Genomic DNA, 25784 nt, shown 5'->3' with positions numbered 1-25784 from the left:
TGCCATGCGTTTTTTAGTATGTAGGAGGATTGGTAGAATGAAGGAGTCGACTAGAAGACATTTGCTTCAAGGTATAGGAGAAGAACAAGGTGGGATTACGACAACTGAATTAGCTAAAAAAATTGGGTTAAGTCGCTCAGTCACGAGTTTATATTTAAATGAGTTGGCCAAAGATAAAGAGGTTATTAAAAGTGAAACATATCCAATCGTTTGGCGACTAACTAGTCACGAGTACCATACGTCACAAGATGTGTTCGAACAATTTATTGGCAGTAAAGGTAGTGCCAAATCTATGATAAAAATCTGTAAAGCTGCGATGTCTTATCCACCAAAAGGGCTACCTGTTTTAATTCATGGAAATAGTGGGGTAGGGAAAACTTATTTAGCACACTTGATTTTTGATTACCTTAATCAACAACAGGCGAATTGCTCAGATAATATCGTGGTATTTAACTGTGCGGATTACGCGAATAATCCTGAATTGTTGTCTTCCACCTTATTTGGTCATAAAAAAGGGGCTTATACAGGTGCTGACAAAGATAAAAAAGGGTTACTTAGTAAAGCAGACAACGGTATTTTATTTTTAGATGAAGTCCATCGTTTGTCATATGAAAATCAAGAAAAATTATTTCAGTTTATGGATTCAGGTCAGTTTCGCTTAATTGGGGAGGAAGATAAAATAGAAACAGCTAACGTTCGCTTGATTTTTGCGACAACAGAAGATCCTAAAGAGGTATTATTACCAACTTTCTTACGTCGTATCTCAGCTGTATTGGAGTTAGCAGACTATCATCTACGGCCATTACAAGAGCGAGAGACGATTTTAAGAGTTTTATTTTTAAAAGAAGCCAAATTGTTGAAAAAGGACATGGTGATTGATCGTTTGATTTTTGATCACTTTTTACATGAAAAAATGTCAGGGAATATTGGACAATTAGCCAATAAGGTCAAGTTATATTGTGCTGATGCACTTCATTATCAAGAGGATCAAGACGTACTTTACATAGGGGATAATCATGATGATGTGGTGAAAGTGATTTATGATGAACCACTTAATCAACTAGTGGATGTGTCAACAGAGAGGGTAGAAAAACTAAATGTGCTACTACATTCCACGAGTGATGTATTAGAGTTACGAGAAACGCTACTGGGTTTTCCGCTATTCAAAGATGATTTTGGTGGAGAAACCTATGTTTTAAAACAAATTAGAGAAAAAATACTTGCTAATACTAAACAAATAATGGGTAAAGTAGATAGTGTGACACCTTATCTTGAAAAACTAACTACATACCTATTACTAAAAGATTGTATCAAGTTTGATCATCAACCAATAAAACAAATGATTAGTATGGACTATCCACGTACGGCACTTTTTGCTAAAAAAATTACGTCTAAACTACCCGTTGAATATAAAAAAGAAGCACGTTTTTTGTTGAGTTTATTTTTAATAGGGTCTATAAAAGAAGAAATTGCTTATCATGCCTTACTTGTTGCTCATGGTGATACGACAGCAAGTAGTATACAAGCGGTGTCCAATCAATTATGTGGCAATTATGTGTTTGACGCAATTAACATGCCACTTGATGCCTCCATTAAAGACATTGTATTAGAAGTGAAGTCGTGGCTTTCTGAGCGAGATACTTCTGAAGGGGTCATTATGTTGGTAGATATGGGCTCATTGGTTCATTTTTATAAGAGTTTAAAACCAGAGATTATGGGAGAATTATTGGTTGTTAATAATCTTACGACGTCATTTGCACTGGAAATTGGTCAACAACTACTGAATCATCATACCTTTTATGACATCACAAAAAATATTAAACAAAAATTTATCACAGATATTCAGTATTTTGAGGGATTTTCAAATGACCGCAATGTTATTATTTCAAGTATTTTGGGTTATGATATTGCCAAAAAACTGAAGAAATTATTCGAACCGTTTATTAATCCAGAAATAAAAATCATTGTGATGCATTTTAATGAATTACTCGATATTTTAGATCGTGAAAACTCAGATAAAGGTTATCTTGATACAACAGAACTCATTATTACAACGTCTTATCTAGATAATAAAACAGCTGTGTCTTCCGTTAATTTATTGGATATTTTAGATGAAGATACTGAACATCAAGCCATGAAATATACGTTTCGTAATACCATTCACGAAAAATACATGACCGATTTGACGAATAAATGTATTTATTTCTTCTCAAAAGAAGGTCTATCTGAAAAATTAAATTTCTTAAATCCGGAAATCATTATTAAACAAGTAGAGCTAATCATCGAAAAATGTGAGCGACGTTTTGGCATTAAATTTAACGTCAAAATTAAATTTAATTTGACGATGCATTTAGCATTGATGATTGAACGTACGATTTTAGGGTCAGTTGATTATCCTGTGCCAACAGATTTATCGCAGTTAAAAATAAATGATAACTATTTTTATGGGAATATAAAAGACTTACTATCCTCTATTGAAGATTTTTATCGCATTAGTATTTCTGATTGGGAATTATATGTCTTACACGAAATTATTGCCAGTTAATCAGTTTTTAAGTGTAATATTTATATATTATTTGTTTTTTTGATATTTATCATTTAACAAAAATACTTTTTTTATGATAGTATTCAAATTGTAGTTATATTAAAACAATGAGTGTATTTTTTACTAACGTTAGTTTAGAAAAGGAGAGATATCATTGGAACATAAATTAAGAACACCTAAAGAAGATTATCATCAAAAAGACAGTAATGAATTCATGTCAACAGAAGTGTTGGTTGAAAATCCTAATTACTTGTCAGCGAATAAGTTAAAAGGAAAAAAAGCGATTGTCACAGGTGGAGATAGTGGAATCGGAGCAGCTGTTGTTATAGCGTATGCACATGAAGGGGCAGATATTGGAATTGTCTATCATGAAAATGATGCTGATGCGTTACAAGTAAAACAACGTGCAGAAGAATTAGGTGCAACTGTTTATCTTTACAAGGGAGACGTTGGGTATGAACATGTTGTAAAAGAAGCCGTTGATTACTTTATCGATAAGTTTAAATCAATTGATATACTAGTTAATAATGTTGCTGAACAGCATGAACGTGATAGTATCGTTGATATTACGGAAGCCGAAGTTCAACGTGAATTTGCGACAAATATTTATAGTTTTATGTATTTTACAAAATACCTTTTCCCATATTTCAATGAAGGAGCAGCTATTATAAATAACGCGTCTGTCAATGCTTATCGTGGACATCCTTATTTATTGACTTATTCAACAACTAAAAGTGCTGTTGTAGGATATACTCGTTCATTATCAGTGCGTGAAGAGTTTATTAAGAAAAAAATCCGTGTAAATTGCGTAGCGCCAGGTCCAATTTGGACACCACTTATCCCCGCTACAATGAAGGGCATGACTCATGAAAAATTTGGGTTAGATACACCGATGAAACGTTGTGGTGAAGCTTATGAGGTAGCACCTAGTTTTGTCTTTTTAGCTTCAAACCAAGATAGTAGTTACATGAGTGGTCAATGTTTACATGTTAATGGTGGAGCAGTATTAAACGGTTAAAAAAGTACCCCTCAGAATGTGTGGAAAATACATTCTGAGGGGTTTTTATTTATGACTTGGAAGAGATCTCTTTTAAATTAATTGGTATTTATTAAATCTTTTTTTGGGATTGTTCGATAATTCGTTTATTTCCTTTATATAAATCCCATATGGTCCATGCAAGAAGCAGTAAGACACCAATAATAAGTGTATAAGCAATACCATGAGCGAAGGTTAATTCATTAGCTGATGGTTCATCTCCAAAGAAAGCTTCCATTTGTCCTGGCAGTCCAGTTAAATTTAGATAGGTTAATGCAATAACTGAAATCCAACCAAAAAATTTGACGAGCCAATTATTTTTAAAGCGATGTCCCATTTCAGCTTCACTGTTAGTCATCATGAGTAATGGAATCATTGAAAAAGGCAAAGCAAATGCTAAAAAGACTTGAGAATTATTCATTAAATTATTAAGTGCTTCGTGTTCTTCTAATGTCCCTTTTTTGCTTGTCATCATGACACAGATAATAACGGGAATGACTGAAATTAAACGTGTCACTAGACGTCTTAACCAAGTTGGAAGCTTCATATGAATAAATCCTTCCATGATGACTTGTCCAGTCAACGTTCCTGTAATTGTAGAGTTTTGTCCTGATGCTAAAAGTGCGACAGCAAAAAGAGTGGATAAGACACCAGATTTGGCAACAGAGACAAGAAGTCCGTTACTTAAAGTATTAGGGTCTGACAACGCTTCATATAAACCAAAGAATGACGGGTCTTTAACCGTTCCTGATTTGAATACCGCAACCCCCATAATTAACAGTAAGGCATTGACAAAAAATGCCATAGTCAATTGAATATTTGAATCCCAAGTCGAAAAACGAACGGCTTCAGCGACATGATTTTCATCAGAATGGTCAATTTTTCTTGTTTGAGATACCGCTGAATGCAGATATAAATTATGTGGCATAACCGTTGCCCCAATAATTCCTAGTGCACCAGTTAAAGGTGTTTGTCCTCCGATTCTTGGTGAGTCAGCAAAGGTGTCCTTAGTAGGAATTAAGCCTTCAAAAACAGCTCCCCATGATGGGTTTGATAAGGCAATTTGATAAATAAAAACAAAAAGAATGACAAAAATTAGGCAGACAACTAACGCTTCAATTTTTCTAAACCCTATTTTTGTTAAAAGCAATAATAGCAAAACATCAAATACAGTAATAAGTACGGCATAGAGCAGTGGAATACCAAACAGTAAATACAAGGCAATTGCGGCTCCAATAACTTCAGCAATATCAGTGGCCATAATAGCTAACTCAGTTAAAATCCATAAGACAATTCCCAGTCTTTTACTTGTTCTAGCACGAATCGCTTGGGCTAAATCCATTTGGGTGACAATCCCTAACTTAGCAGCCATGTATTGCAAGAGCATAGCAACTAAACTAGACATCAAAATGACAGACATCAATAGATACTGAAAATTTTGTCCACCTGTAATGGATGTTGACCAATTACCTGGATCCATATACCCAACAGCAACTAACGCTCCAGGTCCTGAATAGGCGAGTAATGTTCGCCAAAATCCTTTTCCTACAGGCACCTCAACTGATCCATTTATTTCTTCTAAAGAGCGTCCATTTGTATGGGCCATTAGTTTGTGAGGTTCATGATTATTATGAGGTTCACTCATTTTACCCCTCCTTTAGTTTTTTCTGTACATATCATACACTTAAACCTGCAAATGTGAAAGTAAAGTTTATTGAAAGATTGACATCTGAGAAATAGTAGGACATAAGACAGTTCATTAAAGGTGAGAATATTTTTTAATTATAATCAACACCCTATTTCGGTTATTTTATAATCTATAAAGAAAGAACGATATAATCGACTAATTATGATGGTATCGCATAGATACAACCTCATTGGCTAAAACTAATGAAGTGATAAAATTATAGGTATGAGGCTGACCCAGAAGTCTTAAAATAGAAAAAATCCCGTGAAATCAATTTATTAAAATATTGATTTCATGGGATTTCTGTTTTATTAGTTTGGTGATTTTTACTTAATAAATTACTTTTGGGCCAGCCTCATTTTTTTCTATTTATTTGCAATAAAATGAGTAGTTTATAAAGTTATGATGAATTAATTATCTAATGATACTGAGATTAGTATATAAAAAGCCTTTTTATACAAAACATTGAAATAAGTTAGTTATTTTTTTGACGAAAAAAATATATATGATGAAATGATGAATAAAGAATGAGTAAGGCAAAAAAAATAAGCATTCTATTCTTATTTAGAACGTAACATTCACTAACTGATTACAAATAAATAAAAGATAATCCATAAATAATTTACTTTTAATTCATAAAGGTATTGAATTTATCTAAAAATAATATTTAATATGATTATTTTGTTGTTAATGTATCAAAGATTGTTTTAAAAAAAAAAAAGAGTTATGATTTACTCACAAGCAATATTAAAAACGAATTCATGAGAAATGGATGAAGAGGAGAGATGATATGTCATGAGTGCGAAAACAGCAACGCCTAATAAAAAGTTGACGTTTACATCAATTTATTTTTTAGGTATCAATGCAATTGTCGGGTCAGGAGCGTTCTTATTACCGCAACAAATTTATAAAAATATTGGGGTAATGAGTATTCTGGTTCTTCTTACTGCAGCATTAACAGTGAGTATGGTTGCATTATGTTATGCGGATTTATCAAGTCGATTTTCTGGATCAGGAGCAGCATGGCTTTATTCGTATAACGCATTTGGTAAATTTACTGGGTTTCAAATTGGCTTATTTTCGTGGTTTTTAGGATGTCTGACATTTACAGCAGAATCTGTTGCCTTACATCGAACATTAAAAAGCATGTATCCCGTGTTAGATAATCCAATTGCAAAATATGCTTTTCCAATTGGTATGATAGTTCTATTAAGTATTATCAATCTTTTTGGTACAAGTATTGTTAAAAAAATCAACAGCGTGTCTTCAATTATTAAAATTGCTACTTTGGTATTTTTCCTTGTTGTCGGTGTGTTCTTTATTAAAACAGCACATTTTACCCCTATTGTTCCTGAAAGTGTTAAAACAACAGGTAGCTTCTTTGGTCACTTTGGTCAAGCCTTTAGTGTCGTATTTTACATGTTCACTGGATTTTCATTTATCCCAGTAGCAGCTGGACAAATGAACAACCCAGAAAAAAATATTCCAAAAGCATTAATCGCCGTTATGTCTAGTGTGACTATTATTTATGTGTTAGTACAAGCAATAGCGATTGGTATCTTAGGACCAAATATTGCAAAATTTGATATTCCTATTGCTCAAGCACTAAACGCTTCTATTGGTCATTGGGCATATGTACTGATTGTCATTGGTATGATTATTTCCATTTTTGGCGTGGCTTTTGCCGTATCATTTAACACACCAGTTTTAGCTGCATCTTTATCAACAGAACATAACCTTTTACCTTCAGCTTTTGGTAAAAGAAATAAAAATGATGCACCTTATATTGCGGTCATTATTACGATGATTATCAGTATTTTCTTAGTATCATTTAGTTATATTTTCTTAGTAGCGGCCATTGTGTTAGCATCATTTATCCAATATGTTCCATCAATTTTAGCCGTGATTAAATTTAAACATACAAAACAATTTCCAAATAATGGGTTCTCTTTAAAGGGAGGAGATACCATTCCAATTATTGCGTTGGTTATCTCAATGTATTTATTAACTAATTTTAGATTAGATGTTTTATTACTAATCATCGGTGTATTTGTCGTTGGGTTGATCATGTATTACACAAGTATCAAAAATAAACCAGACTCACCATCTGCACCACAAGCACCAAAAGGTAAAGTCGCTCAAGCAACAACTAAATTGGCTGACAAAGTAGCAACCACTACTCAAAGTGCACCAACTCATGCATCAACAAAATAAATTAACTGAATGGAGTGTTTTATTATGACAAACGAATTAACTTTTGATCAAATTAATCATATGCAAGAACTTTTTACAGGTGACAGAGCAAATGAAATCGCCCAAACAGCAGCTACAACAAACGGTATTTTTAAAGCATCTGAAAATATTCGTGCAATTGATGATGCGAATTTTAACTTTTCGATTGATATTGACTCACATAAAGTGACTAATCAAAATCAAAGTGGCCGCTGTTGGATGTTTGCTTGTTTAAATGTCATTCGTTTCCAATTAGAAAAACAATACAACATTGAAAACTTTGAATTATCACAAAACTACTTATTCTTCTATGACAAATTAGAAAAAGCGAATTACTTCTATCAAAATATTCTTAATACAGCGAATGAACCTATTTCTAGTCGCGACGTTCAATTTTTAATCAACTCACCGCAACAAGATGGTGGCGATTGGAACTTAATCATCTCATTAGTAGAAAAATATGGTGTCGTACCAATTTATGAAATGAACGACTCTAGCTGTAGTGTTACATCAGCTGAATTAAATACGATGTTAAATCGCAAATTACGACGTGACGCTGTTGAGTTAAGACAACTTGTCAAAGATAATGCGACAGAATCCACCATCAATGATTACATTGAAAAAAGTTTATCTGAAGTTTACCGACTATTATCAATTGCTTTAGGGACACCACCAAAAACAATTGACTTTACATTCAGAGATAAAGACAAAAAATACACTTCTTACCATGGGTTAACACCTCAACAACTTTACACTGACTACATTGATATTGATGTAACGGACTATGTTGGATTAATCAACGTTCCAGCTGAAAACATGCCTTTTGGTAAAGTTTACGAAGTGGCTTTATCAGGAAACATGGTAGGTGGCACACCAAACCGTTATTTAAACATTGAAATGGATGAGCTAAAACAAGCCACAATCAAACAACTAAAAGCTGGTGAACCAGTTTGGTTTGGTTGTGATGTGTTAAAACATTTTGATCGTCAAAAAGGGATCATGTCTCATGATTTATATAAATTTGAAGAATTATTCAACATGGATTTTTCAATGACAAAAGGCGATCGTTTTAACTACAAAGAAAGCTTACCAACACATGCTATGGTAATTGGTGGTGTAAACCTTGTGGATGATATGCCAACTAAATGGAAAGTAGAAAATAGTTGGGGAGAAAAAATCGGTGACCAAGGTTACTGTGTGATGGATGACAAATGGATGGATGAATTTGTCTTTGAAGTCGTTGTGAAAAAAGACTATCTAACAGAAAATTTAAAACAAGCCTTAGTAACAGAACCTGTCGAATTACCATTTTGGAATCCTATGAATCCAATTGCCTAAGCGTTTATTAATAGAAAGAAGGAAATAGTATGTGTACAACCGTTGTTGTGGGAAAAAAAGCCTCTAGAACAGGATCAACATTGATTGCTAGAAACTGTGACTCTGAAGAACCTATCCAACCCGTTCGTTTTATTACCGTTGCTGAAGATGCTCATGTGAGTGGTATCTATAAAAGTAATATGACGAAATTTACTGAGAAATACCCAAACAAATCATTGAAATATACAATGGTGCCATTTTTGGATGAAAGTAAACTTGGTATTTTTGGTGAAGCTGGAATTAACTCAAAAAATGTGGCCATGAGCTCAACAGAAAGTATTTTCTCAAATACAGATGTTTTAGCCATTGACCCATTAACTCCAGCTGGTTTAGGTGAAGATTCATTACTTAATATGGTCTTACCATATATTGAATCAGCAAGAGATGGTGTGACTTATTTAGGTCAACTGATTAAAGAACATGGTTCCCATGAAGGAAATGGTGTCATTTTTAGTGATAAAGATGAAGTGTGGTATATGGAAATCCCATGTGGTCATCATTGGGTTGCTCAACGCGTGCCAGATGATTGCTGCGCTGTGATTGCCAACCAATCAATCATTGAAGAAATTAATTTTAACGACCCAGAAAACTTTATGTATTCTGAAGGAATTCGTGAATTTGTTGATGAGTATCAATTAAACCCAGATTATGAAGGATTTAATTTCCGCCATATTTTTGGAACAAGTACAAAAGAAGACAGACAATATAATACTGCCCGTGTGTGGTATGGTCAAAACTATTTAGGTCATAAAGTAGAAGATCCTAGAAGTAGCGATATGCCGTTTGTCTTTAAACCAAATCGTTTACTGACAGTTAATGATGTGGCTGCTGTACTAAGTTCACACTTTGATGAAACAATCTATGATCCATTTAATTCTGAGAGTGATGTCGATCGCAATGTATTTAGACCAATCTCTATGAACCGTACGGCTGAATCTCATATTTTAGAAATCAGAAACAACGTACCTGAAGAAATCGCTGCAATTATTTGGTTAAATAGTGCTCCGACAGCCTTTAACCCATATGTACCATTCTTCGCTAATAGTTTAGATACACCAAAAAGCTACCGTGATACAACAGATAGCTATGATATTAACCAAGCATACTGGATGTATCGCACATTAGCTGTGTTGGTAGAACGTGATTACAATAAATTATCTTCAGTGAACTTTGACTACTTAACATCTGCAAAAACGCTAGCCAAACATCTTGTGTTGGAAACAGACAAGGCTTTTAAAGAAGGAAACGTATCAAACGTTGAAGAATTCCTAACAGAACAAAACAATAAAAATATTGACAAAATGAATGCTTTAGCTATGAAACATATTGGTGATTTAGTTCAAAGAGGTTTGGGATTATCTAAACTGACTTTTGATATTACTAAAGACGTTTAGTAAGCCGTTGAAAGGATAATCCCAGCGATTATCCTTTTCTCATTAAAACTATGGAAATGAAGGAAGAGGGAATATTTATGTGTACAACTGTCGTAGTAGGAAAAAAGGCAACGATGAATGGAGCAACGCTCATCGCTAGAAACTGTGACGCAGAAATCGTTATTGAACCAGTAAAGTTTATTGTGGTTCCTGAAAATGATGTGACTGAAGGTGTTTACAAATCATACTTAACACATTTTAAAGAAAACTACCCTAAGAAATCACTTAGATACCAGATGGTGCCTTACATTCAATATAAAAAATACGGTATTTTTGGTGAGTCTGGTATCAACTCAAAAAATGTGGCAATGAGTGCAACTGAAAGTATTTTCAGCAACACAAAAGTTTTGGCTATTGATCCTTTAACAGATGGACTTGGTGAAGATTCTTTAGTTAGTGTGGTATTACCTTATATTTCTTCTGCTAGAGAAGGAGTGACTTATTTAGGAAAACTCATTGAAGAATATGGTTCTCATGAAGGAAACGGCGTTATCTTTAGTGATAAAGACGAAATATGGTACATGGAAATACCATGTGGCCATCATTGGATCGCACAACGCGTACCAGATGACTGTTGTGCGGTGATTGCCAATCAATCAATCATTGAAGAAGTTGATTTCAATGACCCAGAAAACTTTATGTATTCAGAAGGATTACGAGAATTTGTCGAAACCTATCATTTGAACCCAGATTATGAAGGATTTAACTTCCGTCATATTTTTGGTACAAGTTCAAAAGAAGATAGAGAATACAACACACCACGTGTATGGTACGGACAAAATTATTTGGGGCATAAAGTAGAAGACCCAAGAAGTAGTGACATGCCATTTGTGTTTAAACCAAATCGTAAATTGAGTTATGAAGATGTAGGGGCTGTATTAAGTTCACACTATGATGAAACAATTTATGATCCATTTAACGCGTCAGATGATGCATCTAGAAAATTATTTAGACCGATTTCAATGAATCGTACATCACAGTCGCATATTTTAGAAATCAGAAATGATGTACCAGAAGAGATTGCAGCGATTACTTGGATTAATAGTGGTCCAACCGCCTTCAATCCGTATGTGCCTTTCTACGCAAATAGTAACGACACAGCACCATCATACAACAATACAAGTATGACTTATGATATCACTCAAGCTTACTGGATGCACCGTACACTCGCTGTTTTAGTAGAGCGTGATTATGACGTATTAAAAACAGTTAATTTTGATTACCTAAGTGCCGCTAGACAACTGGCAAATCACATGGTATTGGAAACAGATCGTGCGTACAAAGCCATGCAATCTGGAGATGTAACAGACTTTTTAACAAAACAAAACAAACAAAATATAGAAGAAATGAATCATTTAACCATGACTCATATCGGTGAATTGGTTAAGAAAGGGTTAGGCCTATCTAAACTCACCTTTGATATAACCAAAGACGTATAAAAATAAGTGAGGAGAACGTATTATGGAAAACAAAAGTGGTAGTAAGGCATCTGCTGCTTCAAGTGTTAAACCGGTAGCAACTAATGCACAAGGAAATAACACTGCAAGTAAAAAAGGTGCTTTATCAAAAATAACATTAGCAACATTTATTGGGTTAACATTCTCTCTTGTAGCAGGTCCGTATTATTCAACATTGACGGCAACAGGATGGAACATGTTTTTATTCATGGGTATTGCCGTGATTGGGTTTGCTTTACCAATTGCTTTAATGTCTGGAGAGTTTGGGACAACATTTCCTGGTCAAGGTGGTCCAGAGTTGTGGGTTAAAAACACCCTGGGACCTAAGTGGGGATTTGTGACCTCTTGGCTCATTTGGGCAGCGATGTTTCCTTCTATGGTTGTAGTAGGAACTGGGTTTGCACCAATGGTTGCGTTGTTACTGAAGAAAGAAAGTTTAATCGAGAATTCGATGTTTACATTGGCGGTTATTTTAGGATTAGTTTGGTGTATGACACTGTTGAATTTAAAATTCGACATGGCAAAAGTAAATGGTAAATTTGGTATTTGGTTAGGTTTGTATATTCCTGTTGTGATGCTATTTATACTTGGTGTGTTTACCTTTGTAAAAATTGGTTTAAACCCAGATAGTATATTAGGAACCTTTTCATGGTCAAAATTAGTTCCTAAATCGTTCACAAGTGGTTCTGGAATGTACTTTAGTGGGATTATCTTTATTTTCTTAGGAATAGAGATGTCTTCTGTGTTTATTACTCGTCTGAAAAAACCATCTCAACAATATGCTAAAGGTGTTATTACATCCCTTATTTTATTAGCGTTGTTCTCATTGGTTAACTCATTTTTAGTAGCAAATGTTATCCCAGCAGGTAAAATCCAATTAAACAATGGTGCTCAGCCATTACAATTGTTTGCTGATCGTTTAGGATTACCATATTTTGTTGTCCAAATCTTCTGCTTACTTTCTATTGTGAGTGTGTTGACTAATATGTCCACATGGTTTATCAGTGCTCAAAAAACAATCACTGCAAGTGCAAGAGAAGGAGACTTCCCAGAAAAATTCAAATTCTGGAAAACAAATAAATTTAACTCATCAAATACCTTACTATTTGTTCAAGCGATTGCGATTACTATTTTGTCAGGAGCATACGTTGTCATCCCTGGAATTAACAAAGTATTCGTTATTATCACAAATAGTGGCACAATGATCTATTGTCTAGCTTATACATTAATGGCTTTAGGATTTATTGCGATGAGAAGAAAATCACCTGATACAGAACACCCTTTCCGTGTAGGTAAAAAAGGAAATGGTCTTGGATTCTTCTTTGCTGGTTTACTGATGGTAACTATCGTGTTTGCTTTAACGTTAACCTTTATGAGTAATACGATTGAAAACTTAATCTTTGTTTTAATCTTTGTCGGTATTCTATTTAGTATCCCTTTAATCATCTATAACAAGAAAAAAGCTAGCTGGTTAACTGATGTACAAAAAGAGATGGCAAAAGATAGTACCCAAATAACAAATAAATAATAACGAAATAACTGTTTATCTTTTTAGGTAAGCAGTTATTATTTTGTACAAAAATTTAGTTAACACACCATAAAAAGTTGTGTGAGATTCCCAAAAACAACGAGAGATATACATACAAACGGAGTGATATATAAGTGTATCAATAAAATGATAAATTTAGGAATGGAATGTTTTATATGTCTAGACCACTTACTAGTGAACGACTCAATGAAATGAAGAAAGCTTTCAATTCAAACTGAGGAAATCAAGTTGCCCAAACAGCTGCGACAACTAGTGGCTTGTTTAAAGCAGCAGAAAATATCCAATCAATTGACGTTAATAATTTTAACTTTTCAATTGAGGTGGATACTCACCAAGTAACGAATCAGCGTCATAGTGGACTCTGCTGAATATTTTCATGTGTGAATGTGATCCGATTACCAATAGAAAAACAATACAACATTGAAAACTTTGAATTATCACAAAATTATCTATTTTTCTATGACATTTCAGGATCAGCAAAATAAATACCAATATCATTCGAATTACTAATTGAATTCCAATTAGAAAATTCTTTACCAAAATCAAATGTGATTGATTTAAATAGATGGCGCGGAAGCTGTTTAAACCAATTATTTAAACTATTTTCGATATCTATTGCTCTTCTACCTATTGATTTTAACGTAATAATCACTTTTGATCGTCTTTCAACGAGTATGACAGCAGTACTTTTATGGTCTTTTCCAACAATTGTGTCACCTTGAGGGTGGCCAAGTTTATTATTAAAGAGTCGATAATCCTTATGACGTTGATGGATAGTTCTTTTAAAGGCTTGTTTGCCTCTTTTTACTTTATAACCATTCGCTTTCCTTTTAACTTTCATAGGAAATGCGATCAAGTCAAACAGGCCTTACTTAAAGAATCTAGAATGAGTACGGATAGAACATGAATTAGGAAACTCATGATTGTATTACTACTTGCGTTTGGTATTTATCAAGCTTCTAAACGTTATGATTAGGTAGATAAAGGCCCCATTTACATGAGAAATTGACGACTTTGACTAACCCCAAAAACGCATTATCCAATATTCCAACAGACATTTTATATCAAATGGGCATGCCAATTAAACAGACGTTTGTTTCAAATGAAACCATGAATGAATTTAATAAACAATTAGGAAGTAAAGTCATCACTCAAACCACGGCAGTAATCAACGAAAGTCTTGATACAACAACCGGATCAAGTTCATCTACAACACCAAATGATACAACTAAAAAATAACAGTATAATGACTGTCTAAGAGGTTAAGCCAGCCCATTTATGAACCTTTTATTTTATTGACAAATCCTAAGAAAGTGAACTAAAATTAGGTCAGCGTTATGTATACCTTTTTTGAGCGATGAATGACTATAGACATAAGGATGGGTGATGTGTGATGGATGAGAAAAATATGCAAATGGTTATGGGACTCATTATGCATAGTGGAGATGCTAAAAGTCATGCGATGGAAGCAATTCAGGCAGCAAAGGCAAACGATTTTTCAGCAGCAGAAGTAAGTTTAAATGAGGCGAAAGAATCTTTGATAAGGGCGCATCAATCTCAAACGGAGATGCTAACTAAAGAAGCTCAAGGAGATCCAATAGAGGTAACACTTCTTACTGTACATAGTCAAGACCATTTGATGACGAGTATATCCTTTACTGATTTAGCCAAAGAAATGGTTGATTTATATAAAGTGATTAATGGAAGGTAAAAGAAAAATTTATAATTTTAGAAAGAAGGGAATATTATGCCATCATACGCTGTCCCCTTATCAACGGCAATTATTTGTTTTGCTGTAATATCATTTATTGGGACTGCTCCGTGGACGATTTATCAATACCGAAAATATGGTTATTTTAACTTTTGGCGTAACTTAGTATTTTTTAGTTTTATCTATTATTGTTTGACCGCTTTTTTTCTAGTGAGCTTGCCACTACCTAAAAATCGACACGATATAGAATTTAAGCATCATGTGTATACTCAGTTAAAACCTTTTAATTTTTTAAAGGATTTTACAACCATACCAGGATTTGAAGCAGGCAATCCTAGGACATATATCAAGTTAGTGAAGTCTTTTACGTTTTTACAAGTTATTTTTAATATCATGTTACTATTGCCTTTAGGGGTGTATTTACGTTTCTTTTTTAAGAAAGCGAACAAATGGTGCGTCGCATTACCGATTATATTTAGTACGACATTATTTTTTGAGGTATCACAGTTAACGGCTTTATTTGGATACTATGAGTACCCATATCGTTTATTTGATGTGGATGATTTGATGATGAATACTTTAGGAGGAATGATTGGCTTTTTTGTTGCGCCAATATTATTATTCTTTGTTCCGAGTCGAGATCAACTACATAAACAAGATGATAGTTACACATCCGATCATATTGCATCCTATGGGTCTCAACTAGTTGAAGTCCTACTAACATTGGCTGTTTCTCAAATGATTGGCTCGCTGTTATCAACGTTTATTTTTCGAGAAAGTGATATGTATTCAATAAAATTAGTGATAAGTTTTCTTTTCATGGTAGTTCTGCCTTTTATGATGAAAGGGACAACTGTAGGAGGGAAAATAATCAAACTCACAATACGCTTGCCAGAAAAGAAACCCATCACGTCGCTTATCTATCGTTTTATTCTTATTTTTACTCCGTCACTTGTCAGTCGTTTGGGGCAAAGTATTTATGATTTTTATTCAGAGAATATCTATATGATTCTATTCCAACTATTGTATTCACTTATCGTATATTTTGTGTGGGCGAGTTTTTTATTTATTATTGTAAGAGATTGGATTAATAAAAAAGATGTTGTATTTTTTAATCACTTATCTAGAATAATTTTCATCAGAAAATAAATATGAACCTACCTTTTAACATGAAGAGGTAGGTTTCATTGTGTGTAAATGATATGATACTTTATAAATAGTCATGAGAAAGTAGGAGAGAAAATGAAGGTTACCGAAGGATACATGCCATTTTTACATTATCAAACATATTATCGCATTGTCGGAGAAGTATCTGAAAAAACCCCTTTATTGTTGTTACATGGAGGACCAGGGTCGACACACAATTATTTTGAATTATTGGATGAACTGGCAGAGGATGGGCGGCAACTAATCATGTATGATCAATTAGGGTGTGGTTTGTCATCTATTCCTAATAAACCAGAGCTATGGACAGCTAAAACATGGCTAGATGAGTTGATTACATTAAGAGAATATTTAGGTCTAGAGAGAGTACATATCCTTGGGCAGTCATGGGGAGGGATGTTGCTTCTTAAATATATGTGTGACAAAAAACCTAGTGGTGTAGACAGTATTATTTTATCGAGTACCTTATCGTCTGCGGAATTATGGAAACAAGAGCAACATCGTTTAATCAAATTAATGGATGAAAAAGAGCAAGAGGCTATAGCATATGCTGAAGCAAACAATGATTTCTCAAAACCAGAGTATTTAAAAGCAAATGACCTATTTATGCAACGACATGCAGGTGATATGCCAACTAAAACATCTCCGGAACCTCTTAGACGTCAAAAAACCAGAGGAGAGCAAGCTTATCTGTATGCGTGGGGACCAAATGAATTCTTTCCTATGGGAACATTAAAAACATTTGATTATACCGCTCAATTGCATCAGATTAAGGTGCCTGCCTTAATTATTAGTGGGGCGAATGACTTGTGTACCCCTGTACTTGCCAAAACAATGTATGATGAAATTCCAAACGCAACCTGGGAGTTATTTCAACACAGTCGACATATGCCGTTTGTAGAAGAACGAGATAAATACATTAACCTACTAGCTAGTTGGCTTGAAAAGTGAGCAGGTTAAGAGGATACTACCTATTTTTACTAATCTATGGTACAATTTCCTAATAAGAACATTCCGTTTCTTATTAGGAAATAATGAGGTGAAAGCGTGAAAGACAATCAATTGAAACCATATGGAACAGTATTGATTAAAGCGGCTAAAATATTAGATTGCTTAGCAGAAACAACAGGCGATGTTACACTGAAAGAGGTTGCAGAATTATCAGGGCTGACAACATCTACCGCGTTAAAAATATTAGATACATTAATACTGATTGGATATGTAACACGAAATGAAAAAAGTAAAACATATTATTTAGGTCCTAGCATAGTAAAATATAGTCAAGTATATTCAAGTAATTCGATGTTAAAAAACATAGCTGAGCCCAGTTTAGAAAAACTTCAGTTAGAAGTAGATGAAACAATTCATTTAGGGATGTCAAATAATAATGAATTGATCTATATCGATAAACTAGAACCTAAGGAAAAGTCGATTTATATGTCATCTAAGGTTGGAGCAAGAAAACCTCTTTATTCGACAGGAATGGGAAAAGTATTTTTATCGGCATATAATGATGAAGAATTAGATCACTACTTTAAAACAGTTCCGCTACAGGCTTATACAGAAAATACTATTACTAATAAATTTTTGATGAAGAAAGAATTACAGAAAATAAAAGAAACGAATATTGCCTATGATGATGAGGAAATGGAAGAAGATTGTTATTGTATTGCTATGCCTATAATGACTAAACAAGGACGGATTGAAGGAGCATTTAGTGTTAGTATGCCGAAATTTAGAGTAAATGAAGAATTTAGAAATTATGTGATTGATAACATGTTAGAGGCAAAAAATACTATTGAAAAAAATTTGAATTAAATGTAAACAAATTATGTTGATTGTAAAATTAAGCAAAATAACTAAAAAAAATCATTTGTGATTACTCTCCTTGTTTTCTTTTGTTAGAAAGACAATTTGAGTACATCATAAATGATTTTTGTTTTTCGGGTTACTTAGAACACTATCACTGCCTAGCAATAAAGTTATTGACACTATCTTAAAAATATTGTTACAAAGTATTTTTTACGGTATAATTTAAACTAAAATGAAAATTTAAATAAATATGTTAAAGGAGAAAAAATTGAAAAAACTATATTTTATTATGATGCTAATTTGTTTTTCTATTTGCCTAGTTATTAAAACTGATTTGGTATGGGCATCATCGAATTCAGAAATCACGGGGATATTACCTAATCAAAATAAACATATTGATGATCGTGTTTACCTAGTCTATGGATATCAAATTAAGGAAGATATTGTTAAATTGAACAGTGCTAATGATGTTTTTAATATTTCTATTATTGGAGATAAGGAAAATAATATGTACTTTTGTTTAGACGAACGCAAATATAATCCAACTGATGGAGAATTAAATACGTTAGAACCTAGTAAACAATTAATACCAGAAATTAATTGGTTATCGTCAAATTTTTATAATAATATTGAAAACCTTAAATGGAATAAAAACACACCAAATAAAAGTGGTGGAAAAAGTCCTATAGATAGCTTTAATAAGGCTAATTTTTACAATAAGTATGTCTATACACAATTAGCAATTTGGCATTTTACTAATCCTACACAATTTCCGATGAGTCGTAATGTAATTAAAAATAATCCTGAGGTTATTGCATTAATTAACGAAGCAAATAAAAATAAAAATTTTTATAATCCAACGTATACCGATTCGTTAAATGTTATTAATAATATTCAATATGAAGCAACAGAATTATCTAAAGAAAGTGAAGATGATGATACATATATTTTTTCAACTACTATTGTAAAGTCAGGATCAACTGAATCGTTCGATGTTAAAGATATCAAGTATACAGTGTCAATCGAAGATAAGAGTCAAAAACGTGATGTGACTAAGGACGTTACTATAACACCGCAATCAAATAATAAAATATATATACAAGTACCTAAAAATCTTTTGCAAGAATCACAATCAAAACTTATAGTATCAGCAAGTGCAACAGTTACTTCAGATAAAGCATTTACTACTCATTATGACAATAGAAATAATAAACAACCAGTATTGGGTGGGTATAAATTTAGTAAAGTACTATCGACTGAAAAATCAATTGACATCGTCGATCAAACACATTATTCTGTCTACAAAAAATGGGATGATCAGAATAATCAAGATGGTAAAAGACCAAAAGAGATAACTGTCCAGTTATATGCTAATAATCAAAAATTAGGAGATCCCATAACATTAAATACTAATAATAATTGGCAATATACATGGAATGAATTAGATGCTATTACGAATGGGAAAAAAATCGAGTATAGTGTGAAAGAGTTAGGAGAAATAGATCCTTATAGTTCATCTATCACAACAGATAGAGATCAATTATCTACTACCATTACGAATTCTTATAGTCCAGAAGTGACTGAAATATCCGGTGAAAAAGTTTGGGATGATCAGAATAATCAGGATAATAAGCGCCCTAATTCAGTGACTGTTAATTTATTAGCAGATGGTGAGGAAATAGATGAAAAAATTGTAACACCTAATTCAGAAGGTCATTGGACTTATGAATTTACAAATTTACCTGTATATGCGAATGGAAAGAAAATAGTTTATAGCATTGCAGAAGATACCGTTCCTGACTATTCAACTGAAGTGAATGGCACAACGATTACAAATTCTTATACTCCAGGAAAAACGAGCGTTTCAGTCGCTAAGATGTGGGATGACAATAATAATCAAGATAACATTCGACCAAGTAGTATTGAAGTTCAACTTTATAAACAAACTGAAAAAGGTAAGGTAGAGGTAGGTTCTGTTGTATTGTTAGATGAAAAGAATAACTGGTCAACAACATGGCCGGATTTACCTTTAATGGATAGTGGAGAAAAAATTAAATATACAGTTGAAGAAGTGAATGGTTCCAAAAATATACCAGGTTATACAACAACTGTTGATGATGCTGATCATGGAAATATTATTATTACAAATAAGCATGATGTTGAATTAACAAAGATTCAAGGTGAAAAGACTTGGAATGATGGCAATGATCAAGATGGTATTCGACCGGATAAAATTACAATCATTTTATACGCAAATGGCGTTGAAACAGCTCGAAAAATTGTGACGGCATCAGATAATTGGTTATATGAATTTAATGATCTGCCTGTCTATTCACAAGGGAAAAAAATTAACTATACTGTACAGGAAATACCAGTAGAGGGATATGAAACAAAGATTGATGGAGTGAATATAACAAACACACATACTCCAGAAACAACAACAGTTACTGGATCAAAATTATGGCATGACCAAGATAATCAAGACGGCATTCGGCCAAATAAAATTACAGCTATTTTATATGCAAATGGCGTTGAAGTTGATCGTCAAATAGTTACAGAAGAAACCAATTGGGTATACACATTTACAGATCTACCTAAAAATAGTAATGGGAAAGAAATAGAGTATACTATTAAGGAAATTCCTGTACCTGGATACAATCTAACAGTAAATGACATAAATTTATTAAATACTCATGCTGTAGATAAAACAAAAATATCAGGAACTAAAACGTGGGATGATGATAACAATAACGATGGGAAACGTCCTAAATCAATTATTGTGTATCTTTATGCAGATGGTGAGCGTATAAAGCAACAAGAGGTAACACCTGATAAGTCTGGTGTTTGGTCATACGAATTTGATAATTTAGATAAATATAAAAACGGACAAGAAATAAAATATACTATTCAAGAAGAACCAATCCCTCATTATGAAACTACTATTAATGGAACAAATTTAGTTAACCATTATACTTCAGAAGTGACTGATATTAAAGGTATCAAAACGTGGAATGATGCTAACAATAAAGATGGAAAGCGACCTAAATCTATTACTGTTTATTTAATTGCTAATGGAAATGAAAAAGAACCTGAAGCTAAAAAAATAGTCGATGAAACGACTAATTGGGAGTATCGTTTTACCGGATTACCTGTATATAAAGATGGGAAAAAGATTACTTATACAGTTATTGAAGAACCCGTTAATGGATATACAACATCTATTGATGGTTATAATATAACTAATACTTATTCACCTGAAAAAACAGCTATTAGCGGCAGGAAGATATGGAACGATGACAATAATCGAGAAGGAAAACGCCCAGACTCTATTACCGTTAACCTCTTAGCGGATGGCAAAATCGTTGATTCCAAAGAAGTATCAAAGAAAGATAATTGGAGTTATAATTTTACCGATTTAGATAAATTCAATGATGGTAAAGAAATTGTGTATTCTATTACAGAAAATACTATTCCTGATTATTCAACTGAAATTTCTGGTACGGATATTATCAATACTTATACTCCTGGAAAAACTAGCGTATCTGTAACAAAGGCATGGAATGATGGCAATAACCAAGATGGATTAAGACCGAATAAAATTTCTGTTCAATTGTACGCAAATGGCATTAAGTCAGGAAAACCAGTAGAATTAAATGATTCCAACAAGTGGACAACAACATGGAACGATTTAGCGTTAAAGCAAAATGGTACTGATGTTATTTATACAGTAAAAGAAATTGATAAAATAGATGGTTATACAATGACCATAGATGATACTAACAAAGGTAATATTATTATTACTAATTCTCATAATATTACACGATCATCAACAAACCATTCAGATAAAAGCCTTCTTAGTAAAATATTACCAAAAACTGGTGAATCGTATAATTATATATTCTCTATAATAGGGTTAGTAACTATTTTGATAATTATACTGCTTTACTTTTTAAAACGTCGATTTAAAAATTAAGATAGACAACTAAAAAAACGTTTGTGATATACTTAAATTGTATTTCCAACCAAAGAAAATAGGCTCTATGTCAAATCGTGTTGATGGACAATAATGTTGATAAAAAAGTCTTAAAAATGAAATAGAATTAATTGAAGTGAGGGAAGAAATTCTCTCGCTTTTTTATTTAACCTGAAAAACTTGATCTTGAATCAAAAAGATAGGTCGTTTGAATAGTAGAAAGTTTCGATAGCCATAGATCACACGTTTAATGACTTTAATTTTATTGTTAAGACCGTCTAACAAAAGAAGGTTGTTCAAGGATGGACTCCAGATGTCATTATTGGTCGTGCTGAGTTTTCTAATTCATGTTCTATCAGTACTCTTTATAGATTATTTAAGCAAGGTCTGTTTGAGTTGACTGCATTACCTATGAAAGGTAAAAGGAAAGCGAATGGTTATAAAGAAAAAAGAGGCAAACAAGCCTTTAAATAACTATCTATCAACGTAATAAGGACTATCAACTCTCTAATAATAAAGTGGCTGGACCCAAAAGTCTTAAAATAGAAAAATTCCATGAAATAAGTTTGTTAGAACGATGACTTCATGGTATTTCTGTTTCCTTAGTTTAGTAATTTTCATAAAAAAGTGACTTTTGAGTCAACCTCTTTTTTTGAAAGCCCATAAAACTGATGTTATCACACTCGTTGAAAGACTATCAAAAGTGATTATTACGTTAAAACCAATAATTATACGAGAAATAGATATCGAAAATAGTTTAAATAATTGGCTTAAACAGCCACCATGCCATCTATTTCAATCAATCACATTCGATTGTGGTAAAGAATTTTCTAATTGGAAATCAATCAGCAATCGAAATGATATTGATAGTTATTTTGCTGATCCAAGAACATCCTAACAAGGAGGTTTAAATGAACAATATAATAGGTTATTACGCAAAGATAGATTACTTAATCAAATTGATTTCAACGAAGTTGAGGAATCTTTTATCCAATCTATCGCATCTAAAAGAAATAATATTCCTAGAAAATTATTAAACTATAAACACCATTGGAAGTATTTTTAAGTTATGTAGACAATGATATTTTGCCTAGATTAATTTGACAAATGGAAATGTAAAAAAATAAAGGTAGGTGAGTTTTTTATCCATGTCAAAAATATACAGCTTAACTTTTGTGGGTACGCTACTTAACTCTATTTTCTTATAATAAACGAAGTCCGTAAAACCCATATAATGTATAATCAAATTTTGTATATTTATCAGACGTAAAATAATAAAAAAGTGCATTTTTGGAATTAGGTCTTTATTCTTTACTTTTTAGAACTTAAATTGTATCATTTATATAAAACGAATGGCATAAATATATATATATCTACAATATGATGGCTATAAGGTTATTTATTGTTAAAAAGTATGTATTGCGCTTCATATTGTGTTGTTTAAGTTATAAAAAAGCAAATATAGATAAAAAACTGCTGCTTTTTTGTATTAATATTAAACTAATCAGCACAGTGAAAAAATATATAAATAGGGAGTGTTAATTTATGAATGATAAACAAAAGAAGAAGATAGTGAACTTTTTAAATGCTAAACCTCAAGATAAAATACATAGATATAAAAGGAGGAAAGTAAAAAAAGTATGGGTTTATGCAGCAATTATCACGACGATGATTGGTTTAGAGTCAATTTCTAGTAATGTAAACACTCTGTCAGGATTATCTTCTATTACTGTTCATGCAGATACTGTAGTAAACTATAAACAACAATATTATCCACCAATATTGAGAGTTGAATCAGGATCTACAGCACAGACAGATGGTAGTAATTCTTATTTAAACCTACTCTATGAAATTAAGGGTAAAGAAGCTTCTGATGTAGATTATATCGAGTTCCAATTAAATAATGGAAAAAATAGTACTAAGACCAATTCTAAGGCAAAAATAATAGGCGAAACTAATATTTTAGGGCAACCTACTGTTATGTTAAGAGTTGATTTCTCAGGGAATGAGGCATTTGGCAATGAAAGAGCTTTTGCAGACGGTAATACGGTTATCCATTTTATTGATGGAACTTCCCTAGTCATTAATCCAAATAGAAATATTATTTTTCTTTTTTCTAAGCAGGATGTTGAGAGCAATAGAAAAGGCATAATGATGTTAAGTAACTTTACGGAAGAAGAAAAAAATAAAACTTTTGAAAAGTCTATATCTATTGTAGACAAAGCTTATATAGACGATATGAAATCTTTAAGTGAAGTAACTGACTTTGATAGCTTGTCTGATGTAACTAGTTTATATAATAGTACAATAGGAGCAAAATTAGAGCAAGCTAGCGAAGATTTTAAAAATCAAGATTCAGGGTTTAAACAATTTGAAGATGAGGCCAAATCTAAAAAGGCAGAAATAAATGCAGTTACCGATGCTAAAAAAGGTGCAAAAGAAAAAGCTTTAAAAGAAGTTGATAGTTTATTGTCACAATATAGAAAGAGTACTTTTGATGCTACTGGAAAAGACGTTCTGAGCCAAATTACGGAAGGTGTCGCTAAAATTAAAGCAGTTTCAGTAGAGAGAGAAAAACCATTCGATAAAGACGCCCATAAACCGACCGTCAACCAACCAACAGAAGGAGAGCAAGTAGTATCCGGCAAAGGGGTTGGTGGCGATGAGCTAACAATCAAGGATAAAGACAATAAGGTGATTGGAAAAGGAACCGTAGCGGAAGATGGCACGTTTACTGTTAAAACCGATCGACCGTTAGAAAAAGGGGAAGAATTAACCGTTATCCCAACGACCGATGGCAAAGAAGGGACCCCGGGGACTACAACGGTGGCAGAAAAACCATTCGATAAAGACGCCCATAAACCAACGGTCAACCAACCAACAGAAGGAGAGCAAAAGGTATCCGGCAAAGGGGTTGGTGGCGATAAGATCACGATCAAGGATAAAGACAATAAAGTGATTGGAAAAGGAACCGTAGCGGAAGATGGCACGTTTACTGTTAAAACCGATCGACCTTTAGAAAAAGGGGAAGAATTAACGGTGACCCCAACGACCGATGGCAAAGAAGGGACCCCAGGGACCACAACGGTGGCAGAAAAACCATTCGATAAAGATGCCCATAAACCAACCGTCAACCAACCAACAGAAGGAGAGCAAGTAGTATCCGGCAAAGGGGTTGGTGGCGATGAGCTCACAATCAAGGATAAAGATAATAAGGTGATTGGAAAAGGAACCGTAGCGGAAGATGGTACGTTTACTGTTAAAACCGATCGACCTTTAGAAAAAGGGGAAGAATTAACGGTGACTCCAACGACCGATGGCAAAGAAGGGACCCCAGGGACCACAACGGTGGCAGAAAAACCATTCGATAAAGACGCCCATAAACCAACCGTCAACCAACCAACAGAAGGAGAGCAAGTAGTATCCGGCAAAGGGGTTGGTGGCGATGAGCTCACAATCAAGGATAAAGATAATAAGGTGATTGGAAAAGGAACCGTAGCGGAAGATGGTACGTTTACTGTTAAAACCGATCGACCTTTAGAAAAAGGGGAAGAATTAACGGTGACCCCAACGACCGATGGCAAAGAAGGGACCCCAGGGACCACAACGGTGGCAGAAAAACCATTCGATAAAGACGCCCATAAACCAACCGTCAACCAACCAACAGAAGGAGATCAAAAGGTATCCGGCAAAGGGGTTGGTGGCGATGAGCTCACAATCAAGGATAAAGATAATAAGGTGATTGGAAAAGGAACCGTAGCGGAAGATGGTACGTTTACTGTTAAAACCGATCGACCTTTAGAAAAAG

General features: G+C 33.4%; 16 protein-coding genes and 3 pseudogenes. 16 read left to right on the top strand and 3 right to left on the bottom strand.

From position 1 onward, the window contains the following. Positions 1-37: 37 nt before the first annotated feature. Complete coding sequence (locus AC37UB_RS09465; RefSeq protein WP_117973889.1) at positions 38-2545, top strand: sigma 54-interacting transcriptional regulator; 2508 nt, start codon at positions 38-40, stop codon at positions 2543-2545. A 154-nt stretch (positions 2546-2699) separates the two neighbouring features. Next, the gene (locus AC37UB_RS09460) at positions 2700-3563 is read left to right on the top strand and encodes an SDR family oxidoreductase (protein ID WP_233519208.1); all 864 of its coding nucleotides are present in this window, start codon (positions 2700-2702) and stop codon (positions 3561-3563) included. A gap of 91 nt (positions 3564-3654) precedes the next feature. Here AC37UB_RS09460 and AC37UB_RS09455 read toward each other — a convergent pair whose 3' ends face one another. Next, a complete protein-coding gene (locus AC37UB_RS09455) occupies positions 3655-5226 on the bottom strand; it encodes an Nramp family divalent metal transporter (protein WP_490685646.1) in 1572 nt (523 codons plus the stop codon). 837 nt (positions 5227-6063) lie between these two features. Between AC37UB_RS09455 and AC37UB_RS09450 the strand changes: the two genes are divergently transcribed. The 6 genes and pseudogenes from AC37UB_RS09450 (at position 6064) to AC37UB_RS09425 (ending at position 13801) form a co-directional block, all read left to right on the top strand. Further along, complete coding sequence (locus AC37UB_RS09450) at positions 6064-7482, top strand: APC family permease (RefSeq protein ID WP_117973885.1); 1419 nt, start codon at positions 6064-6066, stop codon at positions 7480-7482. A gap of 24 nt (positions 7483-7506) precedes the next feature. Beyond that, positions 7507-8838: a C1 family peptidase gene (locus AC37UB_RS09445; RefSeq protein ID WP_490685645.1), complete on the top strand. Its 1332-nt coding sequence runs from the start codon at positions 7507-7509 to the stop codon at positions 8836-8838. Between the two features lie 29 nt (positions 8839-8867). Then, positions 8868-10271, top strand: coding sequence for a C69 family dipeptidase (locus AC37UB_RS09440; protein WP_490685644.1), 1404 nt, complete (start codon positions 8868-8870; stop codon positions 10269-10271). Positions 10272-10348: 77 nt separating this feature from the next. Continuing rightward, on the top strand, positions 10349-11749 hold the full coding sequence (locus tag AC37UB_RS09435; protein WP_117973878.1) for a C69 family dipeptidase: 1401 nt from the start codon (positions 10349-10351) through the stop codon (positions 11747-11749). A 22-nt stretch (positions 11750-11771) separates the two neighbouring features. Continuing rightward, the gene (locus AC37UB_RS09430) at positions 11772-13295 is read left to right on the top strand and encodes an amino acid permease (RefSeq protein ID WP_490685643.1); all 1524 of its coding nucleotides are present in this window, start codon (positions 11772-11774) and stop codon (positions 13293-13295) included. Between the two features lie 278 nt (positions 13296-13573). Continuing rightward, positions 13574-13801, top strand: a pseudogene (locus AC37UB_RS09425) (C1 family peptidase). Here the strand turns inward: AC37UB_RS09425 and AC37UB_RS09420 are convergent. Beyond that, positions 13786-14235, bottom strand: a pseudogene (locus AC37UB_RS09420) (IS30 family transposase); the annotation flags it as partial. The pseudogenes AC37UB_RS09425 and AC37UB_RS09420 sit on opposite strands and share 16 nt — an antisense overlap. A 95-nt stretch (positions 14236-14330) precedes the next feature. On the opposite strand from AC37UB_RS09420, the gene AC37UB_RS09415 reads away from it, so the two are divergent. The 6 genes from AC37UB_RS09415 (at position 14331) to AC37UB_RS09390 (ending at position 21976) form a co-directional block, all read left to right on the top strand. Next, positions 14331-14555: a hypothetical protein gene (locus tag AC37UB_RS09415; RefSeq protein WP_117973871.1), complete on the top strand. Its 225-nt coding sequence runs from the start codon at positions 14331-14333 to the stop codon at positions 14553-14555. A 151-nt stretch (positions 14556-14706) separates the two neighbouring features. Beyond that, positions 14707-15027 carry a PTS sugar transporter subunit IIA gene (locus AC37UB_RS09410; RefSeq protein WP_199500931.1) on the top strand — a complete coding sequence of 107 codons (321 nt, stop codon included), beginning with the start codon at positions 14707-14709 and terminating at the stop codon, positions 15025-15027. A 36-nt stretch (positions 15028-15063) separates the two neighbouring features. Next, positions 15064-16176 carry a VanZ family protein gene (locus AC37UB_RS09405; protein ID WP_117973869.1) on the top strand — a complete coding sequence of 371 codons (1113 nt, stop codon included), beginning with the start codon at positions 15064-15066 and terminating at the stop codon, positions 16174-16176. A 93-nt stretch (positions 16177-16269) separates the two neighbouring features. Next, a complete protein-coding gene (pepI, locus tag AC37UB_RS09400) occupies positions 16270-17142 on the top strand; it encodes a proline iminopeptidase (protein WP_490685642.1) in 873 nt (290 codons plus the stop codon). A 96-nt stretch (positions 17143-17238) separates the two neighbouring features. Further along, positions 17239-18009: an IclR family transcriptional regulator gene (locus AC37UB_RS09395; protein WP_242093906.1), complete on the top strand. Its 771-nt coding sequence runs from the start codon at positions 17239-17241 to the stop codon at positions 18007-18009. 262 nt (positions 18010-18271) lie between these two features. Continuing rightward, complete coding sequence (locus AC37UB_RS09390; RefSeq protein ID WP_490685641.1) at positions 18272-21976, top strand: Cna B-type domain-containing protein; 3705 nt, start codon at positions 18272-18274, stop codon at positions 21974-21976. 162 nt (positions 21977-22138) lie between these two features. Here the strand turns inward: AC37UB_RS09390 and AC37UB_RS09385 are convergent, their stop codons facing one another. Then, entirely contained in the window at positions 22139-22261 is a 123-nt protein-coding gene (locus AC37UB_RS09385) for a transposase (protein ID WP_490685660.1), read from the bottom strand. Between AC37UB_RS09385 and AC37UB_RS09380 the strand changes: the two are divergent. Beyond that, a pseudogene (locus tag AC37UB_RS09380) lies at positions 22259-23080 on the top strand (IS30 family transposase); the annotation flags it as partial. The gene AC37UB_RS09385 and the pseudogene AC37UB_RS09380 sit on opposite strands and share 3 nt — an antisense overlap. A 441-nt stretch (positions 23081-23521) precedes the next feature. Further along, positions 23522-25784 (top strand): Ig-like domain-containing protein (locus AC37UB_RS09375; protein ID WP_490685640.1); only part of this gene is annotated, 2263 nt, incomplete at its 3' end.

Source organism: Vagococcus changpingensis, assembly GCF_058211775.1.
This window is presented reverse-complemented; position numbering and strand designations above follow the sequence as displayed.